At 58.0% G+C, this 16,309-nt stretch carries 13 protein-coding genes and 1 pseudogene; 8 read left to right on the top strand and 6 right to left on the bottom strand.

The annotated features are described in order from the left end of the window. Window positions 1-23 precede the first annotated feature (23 nt). From MHY24_RS09555 to MHY24_RS09545, 3 genes are read right to left on the bottom strand one after another with little or no spacing between them, the layout of a single operon-like run. Window positions 24-1,349, bottom strand: coding sequence for a M1 family metallopeptidase (locus tag MHY24_RS09555; protein WP_239230191.1), 1,326 nt, complete (start codon window positions 1,347-1,349; stop codon window positions 24-26). A gap of 45 nt (window positions 1,350-1,394) precedes the next feature. Next, on the bottom strand, window positions 1,395-2,474 hold the full coding sequence (locus MHY24_RS09550; RefSeq protein WP_239193781.1) for an alpha/beta hydrolase family protein: 1,080 nt from the start codon (window positions 2,472-2,474) through the stop codon (window positions 1,395-1,397). 33 nt (window positions 2,475-2,507) lie between these two features. After that, window positions 2,508-3,920: an alpha/beta hydrolase family protein gene (locus MHY24_RS09545; RefSeq protein WP_239230189.1), complete on the bottom strand. Its 1,413-nt coding sequence runs from the start codon at window positions 3,918-3,920 to the stop codon at window positions 2,508-2,510. Window positions 3,921-4,453: 533 nt separating this feature from the next. On the opposite strand from MHY24_RS09545, the gene lpdA reads away from it, so the two are divergent. Next, on the top strand, window positions 4,454-5,866 hold the full coding sequence (lpdA, locus tag MHY24_RS09540; RefSeq protein ID WP_005327177.1) for a dihydrolipoyl dehydrogenase: 1,413 nt from the start codon (window positions 4,454-4,456) through the stop codon (window positions 5,864-5,866). Window positions 5,867-5,994: 128 nt separating this feature from the next. On the opposite strand, the gene ramB is transcribed toward lpdA, so the two are convergent. Continuing rightward, the gene (ramB, locus tag MHY24_RS09535) at window positions 5,995-7,404 is read right to left on the bottom strand and encodes an acetate metabolism transcriptional regulator RamB (protein ID WP_239230187.1); all 1,410 of its coding nucleotides are present in this window, start codon (window positions 7,402-7,404) and stop codon (window positions 5,995-5,997) included. Window positions 7,405-7,773: 369 nt separating this feature from the next. On the opposite strand from ramB, the gene MHY24_RS09530 reads away from it, so the two are divergent. From MHY24_RS09530 to MHY24_RS09515, 4 genes are read left to right on the top strand one after another with little or no spacing between them, the layout of a single operon-like run. Beyond that, entirely contained in the window at window positions 7,774-8,529 is a 756-nt protein-coding gene (locus MHY24_RS09530) for a succinate dehydrogenase cytochrome b subunit (protein WP_179387314.1), read from the top strand. 15 nt (window positions 8,530-8,544) lie between these two features. Further along, window positions 8,545-10,560: a fumarate reductase/succinate dehydrogenase flavoprotein subunit gene (locus tag MHY24_RS09525; protein WP_239230185.1), complete on the top strand. Its 2,016-nt coding sequence runs from the start codon at window positions 8,545-8,547 to the stop codon at window positions 10,558-10,560. Next, window positions 10,560-11,309 (top strand): succinate dehydrogenase/fumarate reductase iron-sulfur subunit, encoded by a 750-nt coding sequence (locus MHY24_RS09520; protein WP_239230183.1) that lies wholly within the window; start codon window positions 10,560-10,562, stop codon window positions 11,307-11,309. The genes MHY24_RS09525 and MHY24_RS09520 overlap by 1 nt, the downstream gene beginning before the upstream one ends. Before the next feature lie 56 nt (window positions 11,310-11,365). Beyond that, on the top strand, window positions 11,366-11,740 hold the full coding sequence (locus tag MHY24_RS09515) for a hypothetical protein (RefSeq protein WP_239230181.1): 375 nt from the start codon (window positions 11,366-11,368) through the stop codon (window positions 11,738-11,740). Window positions 11,741-12,896: 1,156 nt separating this feature from the next. On the opposite strand, the gene MHY24_RS09510 is transcribed toward MHY24_RS09515, so the two are convergent. Beyond that, entirely contained in the window at window positions 12,897-13,811 is a 915-nt protein-coding gene (locus MHY24_RS09510; protein ID WP_239230179.1) for a hypothetical protein, read from the bottom strand. Between the two features lie 265 nt (window positions 13,812-14,076). Between MHY24_RS09510 and MHY24_RS09505 the strand changes: the two genes are divergently transcribed. The 3 genes and pseudogenes from MHY24_RS09505 to MHY24_RS09495 all read left to right on the top strand — a co-directional run. Beyond that, window positions 14,077-14,520, top strand: coding sequence for a hypothetical protein (locus tag MHY24_RS09505; protein ID WP_204610393.1), 444 nt, complete (start codon window positions 14,077-14,079; stop codon window positions 14,518-14,520). Between the two features lie 107 nt (window positions 14,521-14,627). After that, entirely contained in the window at window positions 14,628-14,924 is a 297-nt protein-coding gene (locus MHY24_RS09500) for a hypothetical protein (RefSeq protein WP_005531125.1), read from the top strand. 526 nt (window positions 14,925-15,450) lie between these two features. Then, window positions 15,451-15,534: pseudogene (locus MHY24_RS09495) on the top strand (IS6 family transposase); the annotation flags it as partial. Between the two features lie 293 nt (window positions 15,535-15,827). Here the strand turns inward: MHY24_RS09495 and MHY24_RS09490 are convergent. Beyond that, window positions 15,828-16,232 (bottom strand): MerR family transcriptional regulator, encoded by a 405-nt coding sequence (locus tag MHY24_RS09490; protein ID WP_005531126.1) that lies wholly within the window; start codon window positions 16,230-16,232, stop codon window positions 15,828-15,830. Between the last annotated feature and the right edge of the window lie 77 nt (window positions 16,233-16,309).

Below are 16,309 nucleotides of genomic sequence, written 5' to 3'. Positions count from 1 at the left end.
CCCACAAAACGGGGCCAAAGCCACTAACTCGGGAAGGGAGGAAGGGCCTTCTGGTTAAGCCAGGTGTCTACGGTGGCGTCGAAAAGCGCGGCGTCAGGAGCGGCGGCGCGGAAGGCATCCAGCAGCATGGAGGGCTCTACCACCGAGTGTTGGTGCTCGGTGAGGTAGCTGCGGAGGGTGGTAAAGAAGGCGTCGCCAAGCAAGCGATGGATGGCATGCACGGTCAAGGCGCCGCGCTTATACACGCGGTCATCGAACATATCGTGCGCACCCGGATCGGAAACGGTGAGGTTCTGCGCCTTGCGTCCCAGGACGTTGTAGTGGGAACGTGCCGCCTCGCGCGCGGTGGTCTCGCCCTTGTGCTCGCCCCATAGCCACTCGCTGTAGCAGGCAAAGCCCTCGTTGAGCCAGATATCCTTCCACTCGCCTAGGCCCACGGAATTGCCAAACCACTGGTGGGAAAGCTCATGGGCAATGAGGCGCTCGAAGGCGTGGTCGCCCTTGATGTGGTTGGAGCCAAAGATGGAGAGGCCCTGCGCCTCCAGCGGAATCTCCAGCTCATCTTCCGTGATGACCACCTGATAATCCGCAAATGGATACGGGCCATAGAGGGAAGAGAAGAAGTCCACCATTTCCTGCTGCTGGGCAAACTCATTCAGCACGCGCTCGCGCAGCGCGGCCGGTGCCCAAGCGCGCGTGGAAGGTCCCAAATCAAAAGTAGAGAACTCTCCTACCTGCACCGTCGCCAGATAGGTGGCCATGGGCTCGCGGGTGCGGTAGTGCCAGCGCGTGGTGGAGCCGCCCGCCCGGCGGGAGACAAGGTCTCCATTGGATACCACGATAAAGGGGTCATCGGCCGTAATGATGATGTCATAAAGCGCCTTGGCAGAAGGCGTATCGTCGCAGGGGAACCAGCTCGGCGCGCCATTGGGCTGGCTGGCCACCAGCGAACCGGACTCGGTTTCTTCCCAGCCAATCTCGCCCCAGGTGGTGCGGATCGGCCGCGGGCTGCCGCCATAGCGAATCACCAGCTCAAACTCAGTGCCGGCCGCAATCTCCTCAGCAAAGCGCAGGCGCAGCTTCCCGGAGGACTGGCGGAATTTAGCCACCCGCGGCGCACCCTGTGCGGTCACGCGCCGAGCCACCATCGCCCCGCCCAGATCTAGGGTCAGGGACGCCAAATCTTCATCGGCCCGGATGGCCAAAATAGCCTCGCCGTGGAGCAGGTTGGGCTCCACGCGGTAGGTCAGATCCAGCGTGTAGTGGGAAACCTCGAAACCGAGATTAAAATCCACGCCGGTATAAGGATCAGTGTGGGCACGCGAAAGGGCGGTAGGAAGCAACTTCATAATGCTGCAAGCCTACCGCCCTTTTAGCCGTGGAAAGAAACGAGCTTATTTATTGAAAGCGCGCTCGAAGACCGGCCAAGAATCCTTGAGGTCCGCAATCCAGTGCGGCCAGGAGTGGGTGCCGGTATTGCGGAAGTTGTAGGTCGCCGGGATGCCAGCCTGGTCCAGCTTGGCCTTGAAGTTGTGGGTGCAGTAGTTCACGCCAGCCTCGATGGCGCCACCTTCGACCTGCAGCCGAGCGGAGCCCACAGCAGCGATAGCAGGGTTAGCTCCCTGATTCGTATAGTAAGAATACGTATCGGTTTCTCCGGCCAACCCAGAACCGGAAGAGATGTACAGATCCGTGCCGCGCAGCTTCTCGTGGTTCATCATCGCGTCGTTATAGCGGTTGGTGGGGGAGCCGAACGGGCCCCACATCTGCTCCGCGGTCGCACCACCGCGGTTGACGGTAAGCTCAACGGCCTTGTGCTCTACCGGGTAAGCGGTGGCTGCGCAGCCGGCGTAGGAACCGACGGCGTCGTAGAAGCCCTGGTTGTGCTCCGCCAGCAGCAGGGAGGAGGTGGCGGACATGGACATGCCCGCGACAGCGCGGTGATTATCGGCCTTGATGTGGCCCTCGATGGCGCCCGGCAGTTCCTTGGTGAGGAAGGTTTCCCACTTCTGTGGGCCCTTGAGGTACTTGGAGTTCGGCTCGGATACCCAGTCGGTGTAGTAGGAGAAAGCACCGGCCTGCGGGATGACCACGTTGACGTTCTTGGAGTGGTAGAAATCGACGGCGTCAGAAAGCTTCAGCCAGTCCATGTCCTGCTCCGCGCCGCCTGCACCGTTGAGCAGGTAGATGGTCGGGCGGTTCTCATCCGTTGCGCGAATGACGGCCAGCGGAATCTGGCGGCCGTTCATGGCTGGGGAGGTGGCCTGCAGCTTTTCGACGCGCGGATCGTCCTTGTACTTCTGGTACCAGGTCTGCTGCTCCAGCTCTGGGGTGACCTCCAGTGGGGCCAGGGTGGACTGGGCGGCGTTGCCCGCTACCTGCTGCGGGGTGAGCTGTGCGGCCCCCGCCATTGGGGCGCAAGCCAAGCCTGCGCACACTGCGGTGCCGGCAAGGATGGAGCTTAGGCGCTTCATAGTGCTTCTTTCCTGTAGTTATTGAATTCCTGATTATTCGGCAGCGACAGCAGCCTCGGCGGCCGCTGCAGCCTCCGCAGCGTCCGGAGCCTCTGCGCCCTCTGCGTCCTTGCCCTCGACAAAGTCCTTGTCCGGGGACTGGTCAGCGGCGCTCGGGGCGTCCTTAACCTGCGCATCTTCCTCGGCCTGCGGTGCCTCGATGGAAAGCTCGTTGGGCTTTACCTCCGGCTCGGCCGGTGCCTCTGCAGCGTCCTTGGCAAAGCCACGCTCGAAGGTTGCCCAGGAGGTGAAGAGGTCATTGCGCCAGCCCGGCCAGGAGTGGGTGCCGGTATTGCGGAAGTTCCAGTCCGCCTTCATGCCCTGGGAATCCATCTTGGCCTTGAGGTCATGAGTGCAGGAGTTCATCGCGGCTTCGATGACGCCGCCCTCAACGATGAGGGTGGAAGACCCCGGAACACCCCAGTCATTGGCGCCGCCCAGGCCGGAGTTGACCGAAACATAAGTCTCGGACTTGCCCAGGTTATTCGGATTAGCGTTCACCAAGGCATCGTTGTATACGTTGTACTCGCTGCCCATAGCGCCCCACATCTGATCGGCCGAGCCACCGCCGCGGTTGACGGTCAGCTGGGTGTACAGGCGTGGCAGCGGGCGAGAGGTGGAAGCGCAGCCAGAGAAGGAGCCCACGGCGTTGTAGAAGCCCGGGTTGTGCTCCGCCAGCAGCAGGGAAGAGGTAGCGGACATGGACATGCCGGCAATCGCGCGCTTGCCATTGCCGCCGATGTGCTCTTCCAGTGCGCCCGGTAGCTCCTTGGCGAGGAAGGTTTCCCACTTCTGCGGGCCCTTGAGGTAGCCGCTATTCGGGGAAGATACCCAGTCGGTGTAGTAGGAGAAGGCGCCGGCCTGCGGGATGACCACGTTGACGTCCTTGGACGTGTAGAAGTCCACCATGTCCTGTACGCCCTCGGCCTCAGGGTCGATGTCGTGGTTAGCAGTGGCGGTCAGCCAGTCCATGCCCTGCTCGGCGCCGCCGGCGCCGTTGAGCAGGTACAGGGTGGGGCGCTGCTTATCAAAGTTGCCGTCCGGGGTGATGACCGCCAGCGGAACCTCGCGGCCGCCCATCGCGGCGGAGGTGGCGGTCAGGGCCTTAACGTGGTTGCCGTAGTGCTTGTCCTGGCCACTCTTGTGGCCGAAGGCATAGCCTTTCCACTTGTCCTTATCTTTCAGCTTGGCAATATCTACCACGCGGTTTTCGCCTTCGGTGGTGATGGCGTAGTTGATGTTTTCCGCATCCGCCGAGTCGGTGAGGTTTACCTCGCGGATGGTGGACGGGGTGGCGTCACCCTGGATCTCGGCCGGCTCGACGGCGGAGGCGAGAGGGGCGGAGAGGACTCCTGCCGCGATGGCGATGCCTGCGACGCTGGAGCCGATAGAGCGCAAAGTATGCATATTTTTAGCTTCCTCGAGTTAAGAGAATCTTCTCAGTAGGTATCGTTCCGCATAGCGGGAGTGTTAGCAAGACTCTATGCCTTAATAGCCCTTTTAATGTAGCAAAACCTGTGACGTATGTGGTTTGTGTGTCATAATTCTGAACGCGGCGCGTATGTAACGGTGGCGCTACAATCTCCGCTAGTACTAAACGTGTGAATAATGCGGTCCCCATCCGCGGGCCCATCCCTCGCTCTAGGCAAGTAAAAACACAGAAAGAAGCATAATGAACGTTTTCGATTCCATCCTCGTGGCCATCAACGAAGTTCTGGGCCAGTTCCTGCACACCGGTTCCTCCATGTCCTCCACCGCTGCGCTGGCTCTCGGCCTGTTCTAAAACACCGAGCCCATAGCCCTGCCTGGGGGCGTCGCGCGCTTGCCGACGCCACCGTGCAGGGCCTTTGTGCGTTTTACCCCCGAAGCGTGGGGTACTCGGGCACAAGAGTGTGACCCAATGCGCGACATGGAGGGGAAAGTTACGTATCCTAAAGGGCGTGACTAATGAACATTATGACGTAGTAGTACTCGGCGCGGGCCCTGGCGGCTACGTGGCCGCCATCCGTGCAGCTCAGCTTGGTAAGAAAGTTGCCGTAATCGAGAAGCAGTACTGGGGCGGTGTCTGCCTCAACGTAGGCTGCATCCCTTCCAAGGCGCTGCTGAAGAACGCTGAGGTTGCCCACACCTTCAACCATGAGGCCAAGGACTTCGGCATTTCCGGCGATGTCTCCTTCGACTTCGGTGTTGCCCACAAGCGTTCCCGCAAGGTTTCCGCGGGCATCGTCAAGGGTGTCCATTACCTGATGAAGAAGAACAAGATCACCGAGATCAACGGCCTTGGCTCCTTCAAGGACGATAAGACCATCGAAATCACCGATGGTGATGACAAGGGTAAGACCGTCACCTTCGATGACTGCATCATCGCTACCGGCTCCGTGGTCAAGTCCCTGCCGGGCGTAGAACTCGGCGGCAACATCGTCTCCTACGAGGAGCAGATCCTCAACGATGAGGCCCCGAAGTCCATGGTCATCGTCGGCGCCGGCGCCATCGGCATGGAATTTGCTTATGTTCTGTCCAACTACGGCGTGGACGTCACCATCGTGGAGTTCATGGACCGCGTCCTGCCGAACGAGGACAAGGACGTCTCCAAGGCCATTGCCAAGGAGTACAAGAAGCTCGGCGTTAAGCTGCTGACCGGCTACAAGACCACCTCCGTGAAGGACAACGGCGATAATGTCACCGTTGAGGTCGAGTCTAAGGACGGCTCCAAGCAGGACACCCTGACCGTGGACCGCGCCATGATCTCCATCGGCTTCGCCCCGCGCACCGAGGGCTTCGGCCTGGAGAACACCGGCGTTGAGCTCACCGAGCGCGGCGCTATTGCCATCGACGACACCATGCGCACCAACGTTGACCACATCTACGCCATTGGTGACGTCACCGCGAAGCTGCAGCTCGCCCACGTTGCTGAGGCACAGGGCGTTGTGGCCGCAGAGACCATCGCCGGCGTGGAGACCCAGCTCTTGGGTGACTACATGAATATGCCGCGCGCTACCTTCTGCAACCCGCAGGTCGCTTCCTTCGGCTACACCGAAGAAGCTGCCAAGGAGAAGTTCGCGGACCGCGACATCAAGGTCGCTACCTTCCCGTTCTCCGCTAACGGCAAGGCTGCCGGACTCAATGAGACCGCGGGCTTTGTCAAGCTCATCGCGGACGGCGAGTACGGCGAGCTCATCGGCGGTCACATGGTGGGCTCCAACGTATCCGAGCTGCTGCCGGAGCTGACCCTGGCGCAGCGCTTCGACCTCACCGCTGAGGAAATCGGACGCAACGTTCACACTCACCCGACCCTCTCTGAGGCCATGAAGGAAGCTGCCGAGGGCATCGGCGGCCACATGATTAACCTCTAAGCAGGGCTACTTGCCGACGTCGCCTTTGTGTGCGACGCCAGCGGCACCGCACCGTTCGCCCCCCTCGTCGGAGGGAGGCGGACCGCGGTGCCGCTTTTTTATGTGCGTTCCACCTGGGCGGCAGCGCGTTAGTACGGTGCCACGGCGGAGCGGTGGGCGTCGACGTTGATGACCTCGTTGATGGGTGGAAAGGCGCGTTGCGCGCAGTTTTCGCGCGGGCACGTGCGGCAGCCGGAGCCGATGGGGGTGGCGGTAGAGAGATCGGTGAGATCGAGCCCCTCGGCGTAGACGGTGCGGTCGGCGTGGCGGGCTTCGCAGCCTAGGCCGATGGCGAAGAGCTTATTGGTATCTCCAAAGCGACCCTGGTGGTGTTGCACGGCGCGGGAGATCCACAGATAATTGCGGCCGTCGGGCATCTGCGCCAGCTGGCGGGAGATAATGCCGGGCTGGGTGAAGGTCTCGTAGACATTCCACAGCGGGCAGGTGCCGCCGTTATTGGAAAAGTGCACGCCGGTGGCGGATTGGCGCTTGGACATATTGCCTGCGCGGTCGACGCGGACAAAAGTAAAAGGAATGCCGCGGAGGTTATCGCGCTGCAGGGTGGACAGGCGGGAGGCCACGGATTCATAGCCCACGCCGAAGACCTGGCAGAGGTATTCCACGTCGTAGCCGGAGCGCTCGGCTTCGGAATGCATCAGTGCATAGGGCATCACGGTGGCGGCGGCGAAGTAGCTGGCCAAGCCGCGCTGTGCGAGGTTGCGCGAAGCATCCGAGGTAAACGGCTCCTCCTCCACTAAGGCGGCGATGTCCTCCCCGGCCTCGAGGAAGCTCAGCTCCGCGGCCATGCGGAAGGCGCGCTGGCCTTCGCTCAGGCGCGACGCGAGCCGGAACTCGCCGGTCTCGCGGTTAAAGCTGTGTAGCGTGCCATCCATCTGAGAAGTGATGCGGATATCTACGTTGTGGCGATCGCGCAGGCGCTGGGCCAGGGCATGTTCGGTGTCGCGAATGCCGAAGTGGGTGACCGAGAGGGCGTCGGCAAGCTGTTCTGCATGGTGGTCCAAGCCGTCCAGGTAGTTCTGGCGGGCGTAGAAGAAGTCGCGCACCTCGTCGTGCGGCATGGATAGGGCCTGGGTGGCCTCGGTGGTGCGGCGGGCATCGGTGGCCAGCGAGAGCTTATCGCGCACATTGCGGTAGCGGCGGTGGACATCCACCAGCGTGCGAGCCACGGTGGGGTGGTTATAGACCAGCTCGGAGAGCTCCTGCAGCTCGACGGGGGAGGGGCAGAGCTCCTTGTCTTGGATGACGTCCTGGATCTCGGCAAGAAGGCGGGAGTCATCGTCGCGGGAGAAGAAGGTGGCGTCGACGCCGAAGACCTCGGTGATGCGAAGGAGCACCGGGACGGTGAGCGGCCGGACGTCGTGTTCGATCTGGTTGACGTAGCTGGCGGAGAGACCCAGCGTCGCAGCGAGGGAAGCCTGACTGAGATCGCGCTCACGGCGAAGCTGGCGAAGGCGGGATCCCACATACGTCTTACTCATGCCGGCAAGGTTACTGGCTGGCCTGCGGGTGTGAACCCTAATTGCAAAGATCTTGCGAAGAATGTTCACCCGCCTGTGGGCTACATGTGGGTTTCATGCGAAAGTTTGACACATAAAGGGGTAAGGCGGTCACTCTAGTAACACTGGGTGAGCAAGTTCACAACTGCGGAGGGAATTACGCAACGTCAATATTGCGGAATTCCGAGCAGCCAAGGTAGTGACGTTTTGCCCCAAGGCTTCTAAGGAAACCCTTACCTAAAAGAATTATGACTTTAACCGTACCGCCGTACCGTTAGGTGAAACGCCGCAGGAATTGACTAGTAACCAGCGGTTAAGCCCAGTTAAAGTGAGGGCGACAATGGAGGTGTCATGACTTTAAGAAATCCGGACCGTGAGGCAGTAACTCACGGCCACATTACTAACGAACCAATCCGCCAGAAGCCGGGAGTGCCCTCCTGGGTTCTGAAGCTCATCATGGCCGTCACTGGCCTGCTCTTCGCCCTCTTCGTTGTTGGCCACATGGCCGGCAACCTGAAGTTGTACTTGCCGGCGCACGGCGGCGAAGAAGCACTAGATGAATACGGTGCATTCCTGCGCTCCATGGGCGAGCCGTTGTTCCCGCATGAGGGCGCATTGTGGATCATTCGCGCCGTCCTGCTGGTCGCCATCATCGCCCACATCTACGGCGCGATCGCCTTGACTGCCCGCTCCAAGGCATCCCGCGGCAAGTTCAGCCGCAGCAACCTCATGGGTGGCCTGGATTCCTTCGCCACCAAGACCATGCTGGTCTCCGGCTTGGTTCTGCTGCTGTTCATTATCTTCCACCTGCTGGACCTGACCATGGGCGTACAGCCCATCGCCCCAGGTGACTTTGCAGAGGGCGCGGTGAAGGCCAACATGATTGCAACCTTCAGCCGCTGGCCGGTCACCATCGTGTACGTGATCGCCATGTGCTTCCTGTTCCTGCACCTCACCCACGGCATTCGCCTTGCCGCCTCTGACCTGGGTATCACCGGTGCGAAGTGGCGTCAGACCTTCCTGATCTTGGCGTACGTCATCCCGGCCGTTGTCTGCATCGGCAACATCGTTATGCCTTTGTCCGTTGCCCTGGGCTTGGTCAGCTAAAGGAGTTAGAAACCCATGACTAATACTGAACTCAAGCGCGAGCACCCTAAGTTCTCGCACCCACAGTCCATCGTTCCGGGCGTATCCGCCGGCAACATCCTGGAATCCCACGAGCCGCACGGCGTGCCGATGAAGGATATGTGGTCCCACCAGAAGGACCACATGCAGCTGGTCTCCCCACTGAACCGCCGCAAGTTTGAGGTTCTCGTGGTTGGTACCGGCCTGTCCGCTGGTTCCGCTGCGGCCGCACTGGGCGAGCTGGGCTACAAGGTAAAGGTATTCACCTACCACGATTCCCCGCGCCGCGCGCACTCCATTGCCGCGCAGGGTGGCGTCAACGCCTCCCGTGCCAAGAAGGTGGACAATGACTCCGCCTACCGCCACACCAAGGACACCGTGAAGGGCGGCGACTACCGCTGCCGCGAGTCCGACTGCTGGCGCCTGGCAAACGAGTCCGTTCGCGTCATCGACCACATGAACGCCATCGGCGCCCCATTCGCTCGCGAGTACGGCGGCACCCTGGCTACCCGTTCCTTCGGTGGTGTGCAGGTCTCCCGTACCTACTACACCCGTGGCCAAACAGGTCAGCAGCTGCAGCTGTCCACCACCTCGGCGCTCTACCGCCAGATTGGCCTGGGCAACGTGGAGCTCTTCGCTCACAACGACCTGCAGGACATCATCGTCTACAACGACAACGGTAAGAAGCGTGCCGGCGGCATCGTTACCCGCAACCTGATTACCGGTGAGCTCAAGGCCTTCACCGGCCACGCAGTTGTGCTGGGTACCGGCGGCTACGGCAACGTCTACCACATGTCCACCCTGGCAAAGAACTCCAATGCCAGCGCCATGATGCGTGCGTACGACAGCGGTGCTTACCTGGCTTCCCCGGCCTTCGTGCAGTTCCACCCGACGGGCCTGCCGGTCAACTCCGATTGGCAGTCCAAGACCATCCTGATGTCGGAGTCCCTGCGTAACGACGGCCGCATTTGGTCCCCGAAGAAGGAGGGTGACGACCGCGACCCGAATACCATTCCGGAAGAAGAGCGCGACTACTTCTTGGAGCGCCGCTACCCGGCATTCGGCAACCTGGTCCCGCGCGACGTTGCTTCCCGTGCCATTTCCCAGCAGATCAACGCCGGCCTAGGCGTTGGCCCGCTGCACAACTCGGTGTACTTGGACTTCCGCGATGCCATCGAGCGCCTGGGCAAGGACAAGATCCGCGAGCGTTACTCCAACCTCATCGAGATGTACGAGGAGGCTATCGGCGAGTCTGCTTATGAGACCCCGATGCGCATCGCCCCGACCTGCCACTTCACCATGGGCGGCCTGTGGACGGACTTCAACGAGATGACCTCTATCGACGGCCTCTTTGCCGCCGGTGAGTGCTCCTGGACCTACCACGGTGCTAACCGCCTGGGTGCTAACTCCCTGCTTTCGGCTTCCGTTGACGGCTGGTTCACCCTGCCATTCACCATCCCGAACTACTTGGCTGACCACCTCAACGAGGAGAAGCTGGCCGAGGATTCCCCAGAGGCACAGGCAACCCTGGCACAGTCCCAGGAGCGCATCGACCGCCTCATGGGCGTGCGCGGTGAGAACCCGCACGGTCCGTCCTACTACCACCGCCAGCTGGGCGATATCCTCTACCATGGCTGCGGTGTGTCCCGTAACGTCGAGGACCTCAAGACCGCGATCACCAAGATCCGCGAGCTGCGCGAGGACTTCTGGGCTAATGTCCGCATTCCGGGTGAGTCCAACGACATGAACCAGGTGCTGGAGTACGGCCTGCGCGTTGCCGACTACCTGGACTTGGGTGAGCTCATGTGTGTTGACGCCCTGGACCGCGATGAGTCCTGTGGCGCTCACTTCCGCGAGGACCACCTCACCGAGGACGGCGAGGCAGAACGCGACGATGAGAACTGGTGCTTTGTTTCCGCCTGGGAGCCGGGCGCAAATAAGAACGAGTTCATCCGCCACGCCGAGCCACTGTACTTTGATTCGATCCCGCTGATGACAAGGAACTACAAGTAATGAAACTGACACTTGAGATCTGGCGTCAAGCCGGACCGACCCAAGAAGGCCACTTCGAGACCGTCCAGGTGGACGATGCTTCTGAGCAGATGTCCATCCTGGAGCTGTTGGACCACGTCAACGAAGGCTACATTGAGCGCGGCGAAGAGCCCTTCGCCTTCGCCTCTGACTGCCGTGAGGGCATCTGCGGTACCTGTGGTTTGACCGTCAATGGTCGCCCGCACGGCCCTGGCCAGAACACCCCTGCCTGCCAGCAGCGCCTGTTCAACTTCACCGATGGCCAGACCGTCAAGCTGGAGCCATTCCGTTCCGCTGCCTACCCCGTCATCAAGGACGTGGTCGTAGACCGCGCGGCACTGGATCACGTCATGGAGCAGGGCGGCTACGTCTCCATGGATGCTGGTACCGCTCCGGATGCGGATACCATGCACCTCAACCACGAGACCGCCGAGTACTCGCTGGACCACGCTGCCTGCATTGGCTGCGGTGCCTGCGTTGCTGCCTGCCCGAACGGTGCGGCTCACCTGTTTACCGGCGCAAAGTTGGTGCACCTCTCCCTCATGCCGCTGGGCAAGGAAGAGCGTGGCCGCCGTGCCCGCAACATGGTCGACGACTTGGAAGCCAACTTTGGCCACTGCTCCCTCTACGGTGAGTGCGCTGATGTCTGCCCGGCCGGCGTTCCGCTGACCGCGGTTTCCGCGGTTACCCGCGAACGTGCACGTGCTGCTTTCCGTGGCAAGGACGACTAAGCTAAGGTTATTCCGTAGGAATACTAGGAACGAGAGAAAGACAGAAAGACTCCGCCATGAGCGATAACACCCACGCAGTCGCTGACTACACCAGCGAGACCTACCCGGAGTTCTCCGGCAAGATTCAGGACACCTACATTGAGGGCTACGATCCAGTATCCTTCGGTGCTCCTCACTCTTCCCTTCTGCGCACCTCCACCTGGGTGGGCATGGGTCTGATTCTGTCTTGCCTCCCAGCCGCTGGCATCCTCATCTGGGGCCTGGGCGTGTGGGACAACCCCATCGGCACTGCCGGCGAGGGTGACTACACCCTTACCACCATCATCGGCATTATCGCCCTGGTGGTTGTGGCCATCGCGGCCTTCAGCACCGTCCACTATGGCCGCCGCTACTACCGCAAATACCGCAAGGAAACCGGCCGAGCCAACTAAATCGTTTCTTTAGCACGCAACCCCCGCTTCTATCAGCATGCATGACATGCAGGGAGGCGGGGGTTGTTGCATATCTTCCCCTTCCAGCGACTCTTTGAGGCTGGTGGCTAAGTTTAGAAGTTCGTCAGGATTATCTGCGGGCCGTTGTTGAGACAGATTCCGTTGTGCTGCGCGCACAAACTTAGCGAGTATGCCGGCGTCGCGGGCCAGTGGGGAAGTAGCAGACAACTCCGCTTGTATTACCTGCAGGTGCTTGGCGGCACTGTTGGCGGTGTCTAGTGCGTACTCGTAGTCTCCAGTATCCCCGTGCGCCCCAATAAACAAGGCACACAGGTGCGTGTCCTGGGCTTCATGCACAATGCCAGCCATTCCTTCCCCCCCTCCCCTTAGCCTCCGACCAACGACAACGCGTGCTTAACCCCAACATTAGAAATATTCTTTATGAATGGGCTACGGCAAAAATACACCTAGCAAGAAAACGCACTAAGAGACCTTTCCCAAAAAGAACAAACAGCACCTCTCCAGAGCATTTCGACGTGGCTCCGCTTAAAAGGGAAAACTCTCGTCAAAATTTCGACGATGGTGCGTCGACCCTGGGACGACGCTCCTTGCGCCCATAATCGCGGGTCTTATCTTTATGCTGGTGCAGACTTGGGCCTCTGACAAACAGGCAGACACAGCACTTCGTGGGTTGATCCGCATCAGACGGACAATCTGGCTCGGTGGGCCGTCCGTGAGGGGTTTGAGTGCACGATGCATAGGCTTACGCATTCGGATGTGGCGATTCGGCGCAAGAATGTGAATGTGGGTTTGGAGGCGACGAGTCTATGTCCGGTGTCACCGGAAGCGCTGGAGGAGATGGTGACTAGGGCAGTGCGGTTAAGGCCGTAAACAATACACAGCTCTCTTGCCTGTTTTGGCAGTAAGGTGTTCTAGGAGTACTCCTTCCTTTGAATCCACTGGTTGCAAATGTTGCTGTCTGTGGGGTGAATTGAACTGTTCGCTTGTTTAAGGTATTGTTTAGATCAAAGGAAGCTAGAGATAGAGACTCCAGCCGGTTCATGTCCGGGAGCTTTCACGGAAAAAGGAGATCTGGGTTCGATTCCCAGCCCCCTTACGGGGTGTAGCTTAACGGTAAAGCGCCCTTTTTTCATATCTACCACTGGGCTCTAGTCCAGTGGCCTTCTTCGCGAGCAACTGTTTCCAGTTGATTTAATCCTTTGGGGAAAAGTCTTTTCGTTAGCCGCTCGAGGCTTCTCTTCCATCCGTCGCTGTTCTTTTGTTTGCTTGTGGAGCGAACAAAGTGTTCTATAGATACTTTTGCGAAGTACTCTTCGGGCATGACTTCAATAAAGGATCTTTGAGCTAATCTTCCTAACTGTTTAATGACGCTGAATTCAGTGAATATATGTTCCGCAGTGAGGGAGATTTTTCCGTCATTCCCTTGGATATCCTGAGGGGTTTTCCCTTGGTTTATTTTTTTCCAATGAGAAAGGGCGTCCTCACTGAGCGAATCCATATCATTTTGGATTGATGAGCTGACTCGTCCGCCACTGTGGGTGTTTGCGTTTCTTATTCTCCTGAGAAGATGGAAAATTTCTAGCATTGAAGATCGTGAGTCTACATCGCTGGTAGCTCTCCCTACGTGCACATCACAGGTGTGGAAAAAAATCTCATGGAGGTTGGAAGCGTTGAGCCTGTTAGTTGGCGCGCCTTCAGGATGAGAAAGGTCCAGTCCGTGATCCTGTAGAACCTTAATGGTTCTTTGGAGATGATCTTCTTGTAGAGATTGTGCATAAGGAATCGCTAGATTAGCTAGATGCCTTTCTGCATCTAAAAGGATGTTTCGTGCATCCTCTACGACAAGATTGAACCGCTCGACATGCGTTACTGCTGGAAACATTTCAGATAAGGGAACCTGTGACCCTTGGGAAAGCTGGAGGGCATTTGTTGCGAGCCGTGATCCTGCCAGAAGTCCGACTATCGCGTTATTGGCTTCAATTCGACGTTGATCAAACTCTGAGTATTCAGGGTAATGATATTTACCTATGGAAGGCTCACTTGAGTGCATAACTTTACACTACCCGTAAGGAATAGGGTTTCGTACGGCTATGATAAATGTAAATATGCGTACACTTCTCCGCTACAGTGGAGTTACATTCTCGACCTCCTGCCAACAGCGATGGCGGGAAGATTGGCGGTAGTAAATTGCGCACTTCCATCAAAGGCGGAGAAAGATGCGGATTTGTACACGAACTTATTCGGAGACAATGTGCATAAAAGACACTGCTACCCTCAGCCTAGGTATACAAATTCTGGAGCTTTCACTGTAAACGGTGATCCGATTTAATATGTTGGGCGAAACTCTTCTTTTTACAACTTACTTCCTCGCTCGAGAGTCTGACCTTGAACAATTCCATAAGCAGTATTTAAAAAGGGTGGATAAGGCTCGAGATATCACAGAGATACTCTATGTAACTGACGAAATTACACATGGGGGAGACGAAGTAATTCGCGAAGTCATGATGCAAGATTTCCGTAGGGATATGCGAGACTTTGGAACTTACCCATTTGATGAATCTGAATGGGGTTTGTATAGCCTTTCATGTGTGGCTAAAGACGTTGACGAACCCGCGATGGAAGGGGCTGGTGTCTCTCGGTTATGGCGTGATTTGGCATTAGGTGAAGAGACAGTACCTAGGGAATTTACCAGTCATGTAAAAGCCGTTAATGTGTCGAGCGATGGCAGAGGGTTCCCTCTGGGATCTATTTGTGCTTGATTGTGATCCAGAAATTCAACGGAATATCCATATGATAAATGCCGTCACCTCTTGATTAAGGCAGAGGGTGTACCAGTGTGGTACACCCCACTTTTACAATAAGGTACATGTTTGAATTTCGCGTATATTCGCCGACTTTAAAGACAACGTTCTTCTACGGTAGGGAGCCAAGCTTTGAGCAGGCCTGGGACAAGGCCGTGGTCTACATTTTGAATGATGCCCGTTGGAAAGACCAAAGCAATATCATTGATGCCATAGCTGCAACGGAGACAAAGTCAGAACATGCCACAAATGGGTGGATAGACGTCAGCCTTGGCCGGAATATGCAAAATGTTTACGAGCAACACGAAGTTGCGGTCATGATTGATAAAACTGCACGTGTCATGAACAATTTAGGACACTGAGTTAAGTCGGTTAGGGTACACCACGTTACGAGATAATCTTCCAACTCTTGCTCAAGCAGTCAGTCCGGTAGAAGTGATAACTCACGTCCCCTCTACCAACCGCAGTCCCGGACGCGACCGTGGGGCACTTGCTAGTGCCCTCAATTCTGCTCTCGGTCATATATCCGAAATCGTCTCACACCAGCGGCTTTAGAATCTTCAGGTGATAACACCGGCGCGTCCCACACAATAAGCCCAGATCGTTTTTCAGTGATAGATCCTGCTGCAGTCGCCGGTCGGCACGTGCTGCTAGTGGAGGACACTTGGGTCAGCGGAGCCAGTGCGCAATCAGAAGCGGTATCTCTGCACCGAGCAGGCGATCACCATGTCACTGTCATGTGTATCGCCAGGATGCTGAAAGCCAAGTGGGAAGACGGGACTTACTTGGCATCTCAATACGCCACCTTGCTGCCTCCACAGCAAGACACTACAGTTTTCAATCCTTAAACAAGGAGATCTGAACATACTTTTAGACGGCGCTGTTGCAAAGTTGGGCCAGGGCACGATGTTTACCTACGGGCACCCGAACCCAGACGCGGTGATCGTCAGCCGGATATTCGAGACAGCTTAAGCACCCCGGAGCAAGGACAACTAATGTCTTGAGGGTAGGCTTTTCGACCCTGGCCCAACTTTGCAACAGCACCGCGTAGGTAAAATAACGGGTTAAGTGACAATTTTCGATTATGTGACCTTGGATGACTGTGTCGTTTTGAGGAGTCGTCTGCACGGATTTCAGAAGTCCTCTGCACTATCGCCATCCACTCCGGAGAGGCCGCGGGCGTTCGTCCACTTCATCTGGAACGCGACTCGACAGAGCGCATTCAATCGGATGGTCTCTTTCTCCCTGCGAAGGATGGGGGCACTTTAGGGTGCCAGGGTGTTGACCAGATCGAGGAATTCCTCAGCGTAGGCAATTTGCTTGCGTAGCTTTTCGTAGCGGGTGCGCGTCTCCTCACGAATGTCGGCAAGGGTGGCCTTGGCATTACTCCGTGCCTGCTGTGCGGGATCACTGTCCTGCCCGCCATCTGAACTATGAAGAATCTCCGCAGCTTCCAGGAATTCTCGCATCTGATCCAGAGTAAACCCCAGCGGTTTCATCCGTCGCACCAGCAAAACACGACGTACATCAGCCTCACTATAAAGCCTGAACCCACCAGGGCTACGCCCCGATGGGGTAATCAGGCCGACGTTGTCATAATAACGCAAGGTGGGAATCGACAACCCAGTCTGGTCAACGACCTCGCCGATCTTGAAATTACTGTTTTGCATTGCCTGTTCTCCTTCACGGTGATGTTGCCCACGGGTTCCTGTGCCTGGGTTGGCGGTTGAGTAAAACTCCCGCTACC

It is taken from the genome of Corynebacterium sp. ACRPQ (assembly GCF_022347225.1).
GTDB classification, from domain to species: Bacteria; Actinomycetota; Actinomycetes; order Mycobacteriales; family Mycobacteriaceae; genus Corynebacterium; species Corynebacterium tuberculostearicum_D.
This window is presented reverse-complemented; position numbering and strand designations above follow the sequence as displayed.

Excerpts from the sequence above, each read along its gene's own strand:
- MHY24_RS09555 (WP_239230191.1), bottom strand. The coding sequence starts at position 1,349 with ATGAAGTTGCTTCCTACCGCCCTTTCGCGTGCCCACACTGATCCTTAT.
- MHY24_RS09550 (WP_239193781.1), bottom strand. The coding sequence starts at position 2,474 with ATGAAGCGCCTAAGCTCCATCCTTGCCGGCACCGCAGTGTGCGCAGGC.
- MHY24_RS09545 (WP_239230189.1), bottom strand. The coding sequence starts at position 3,920 with ATGCATACTTTGCGCTCTATCGGCTCCAGCGTCGCAGGCATCGCCATC.
- ramB (WP_239230187.1), bottom strand. The coding sequence starts at position 7,404 with ATGAGTAAGACGTATGTGGGATCCCGCCTTCGCCAGCTTCGCCGTGAG.
- MHY24_RS09530 (WP_179387314.1), top strand. The coding sequence starts at position 7,774 with ATGACTTTAAGAAATCCGGACCGTGAGGCAGTAACTCACGGCCACATT.
- MHY24_RS09525 (WP_239230185.1), top strand. The coding sequence starts at position 8,545 with ATGACTAATACTGAACTCAAGCGCGAGCACCCTAAGTTCTCGCACCCA.
- MHY24_RS09520 (WP_239230183.1), top strand. The coding sequence starts at position 10,560 with ATGAAACTGACACTTGAGATCTGGCGTCAAGCCGGACCGACCCAAGAA.
- MHY24_RS09515 (WP_239230181.1), top strand. The coding sequence starts at position 11,366 with ATGAGCGATAACACCCACGCAGTCGCTGACTACACCAGCGAGACCTAC.
- MHY24_RS09510 (WP_239230179.1), bottom strand. The coding sequence starts at position 13,811 with ATGCACTCAAGTGAGCCTTCCATAGGTAAATATCATTACCCTGAATAC.
- MHY24_RS09500 (WP_005531125.1), top strand. The coding sequence starts at position 14,628 with ATGTTTGAATTTCGCGTATATTCGCCGACTTTAAAGACAACGTTCTTC.
- MHY24_RS09490 (WP_005531126.1), bottom strand. The coding sequence starts at position 16,232 with ATGCAAAACAGTAATTTCAAGATCGGCGAGGTCGTTGACCAGACTGGG.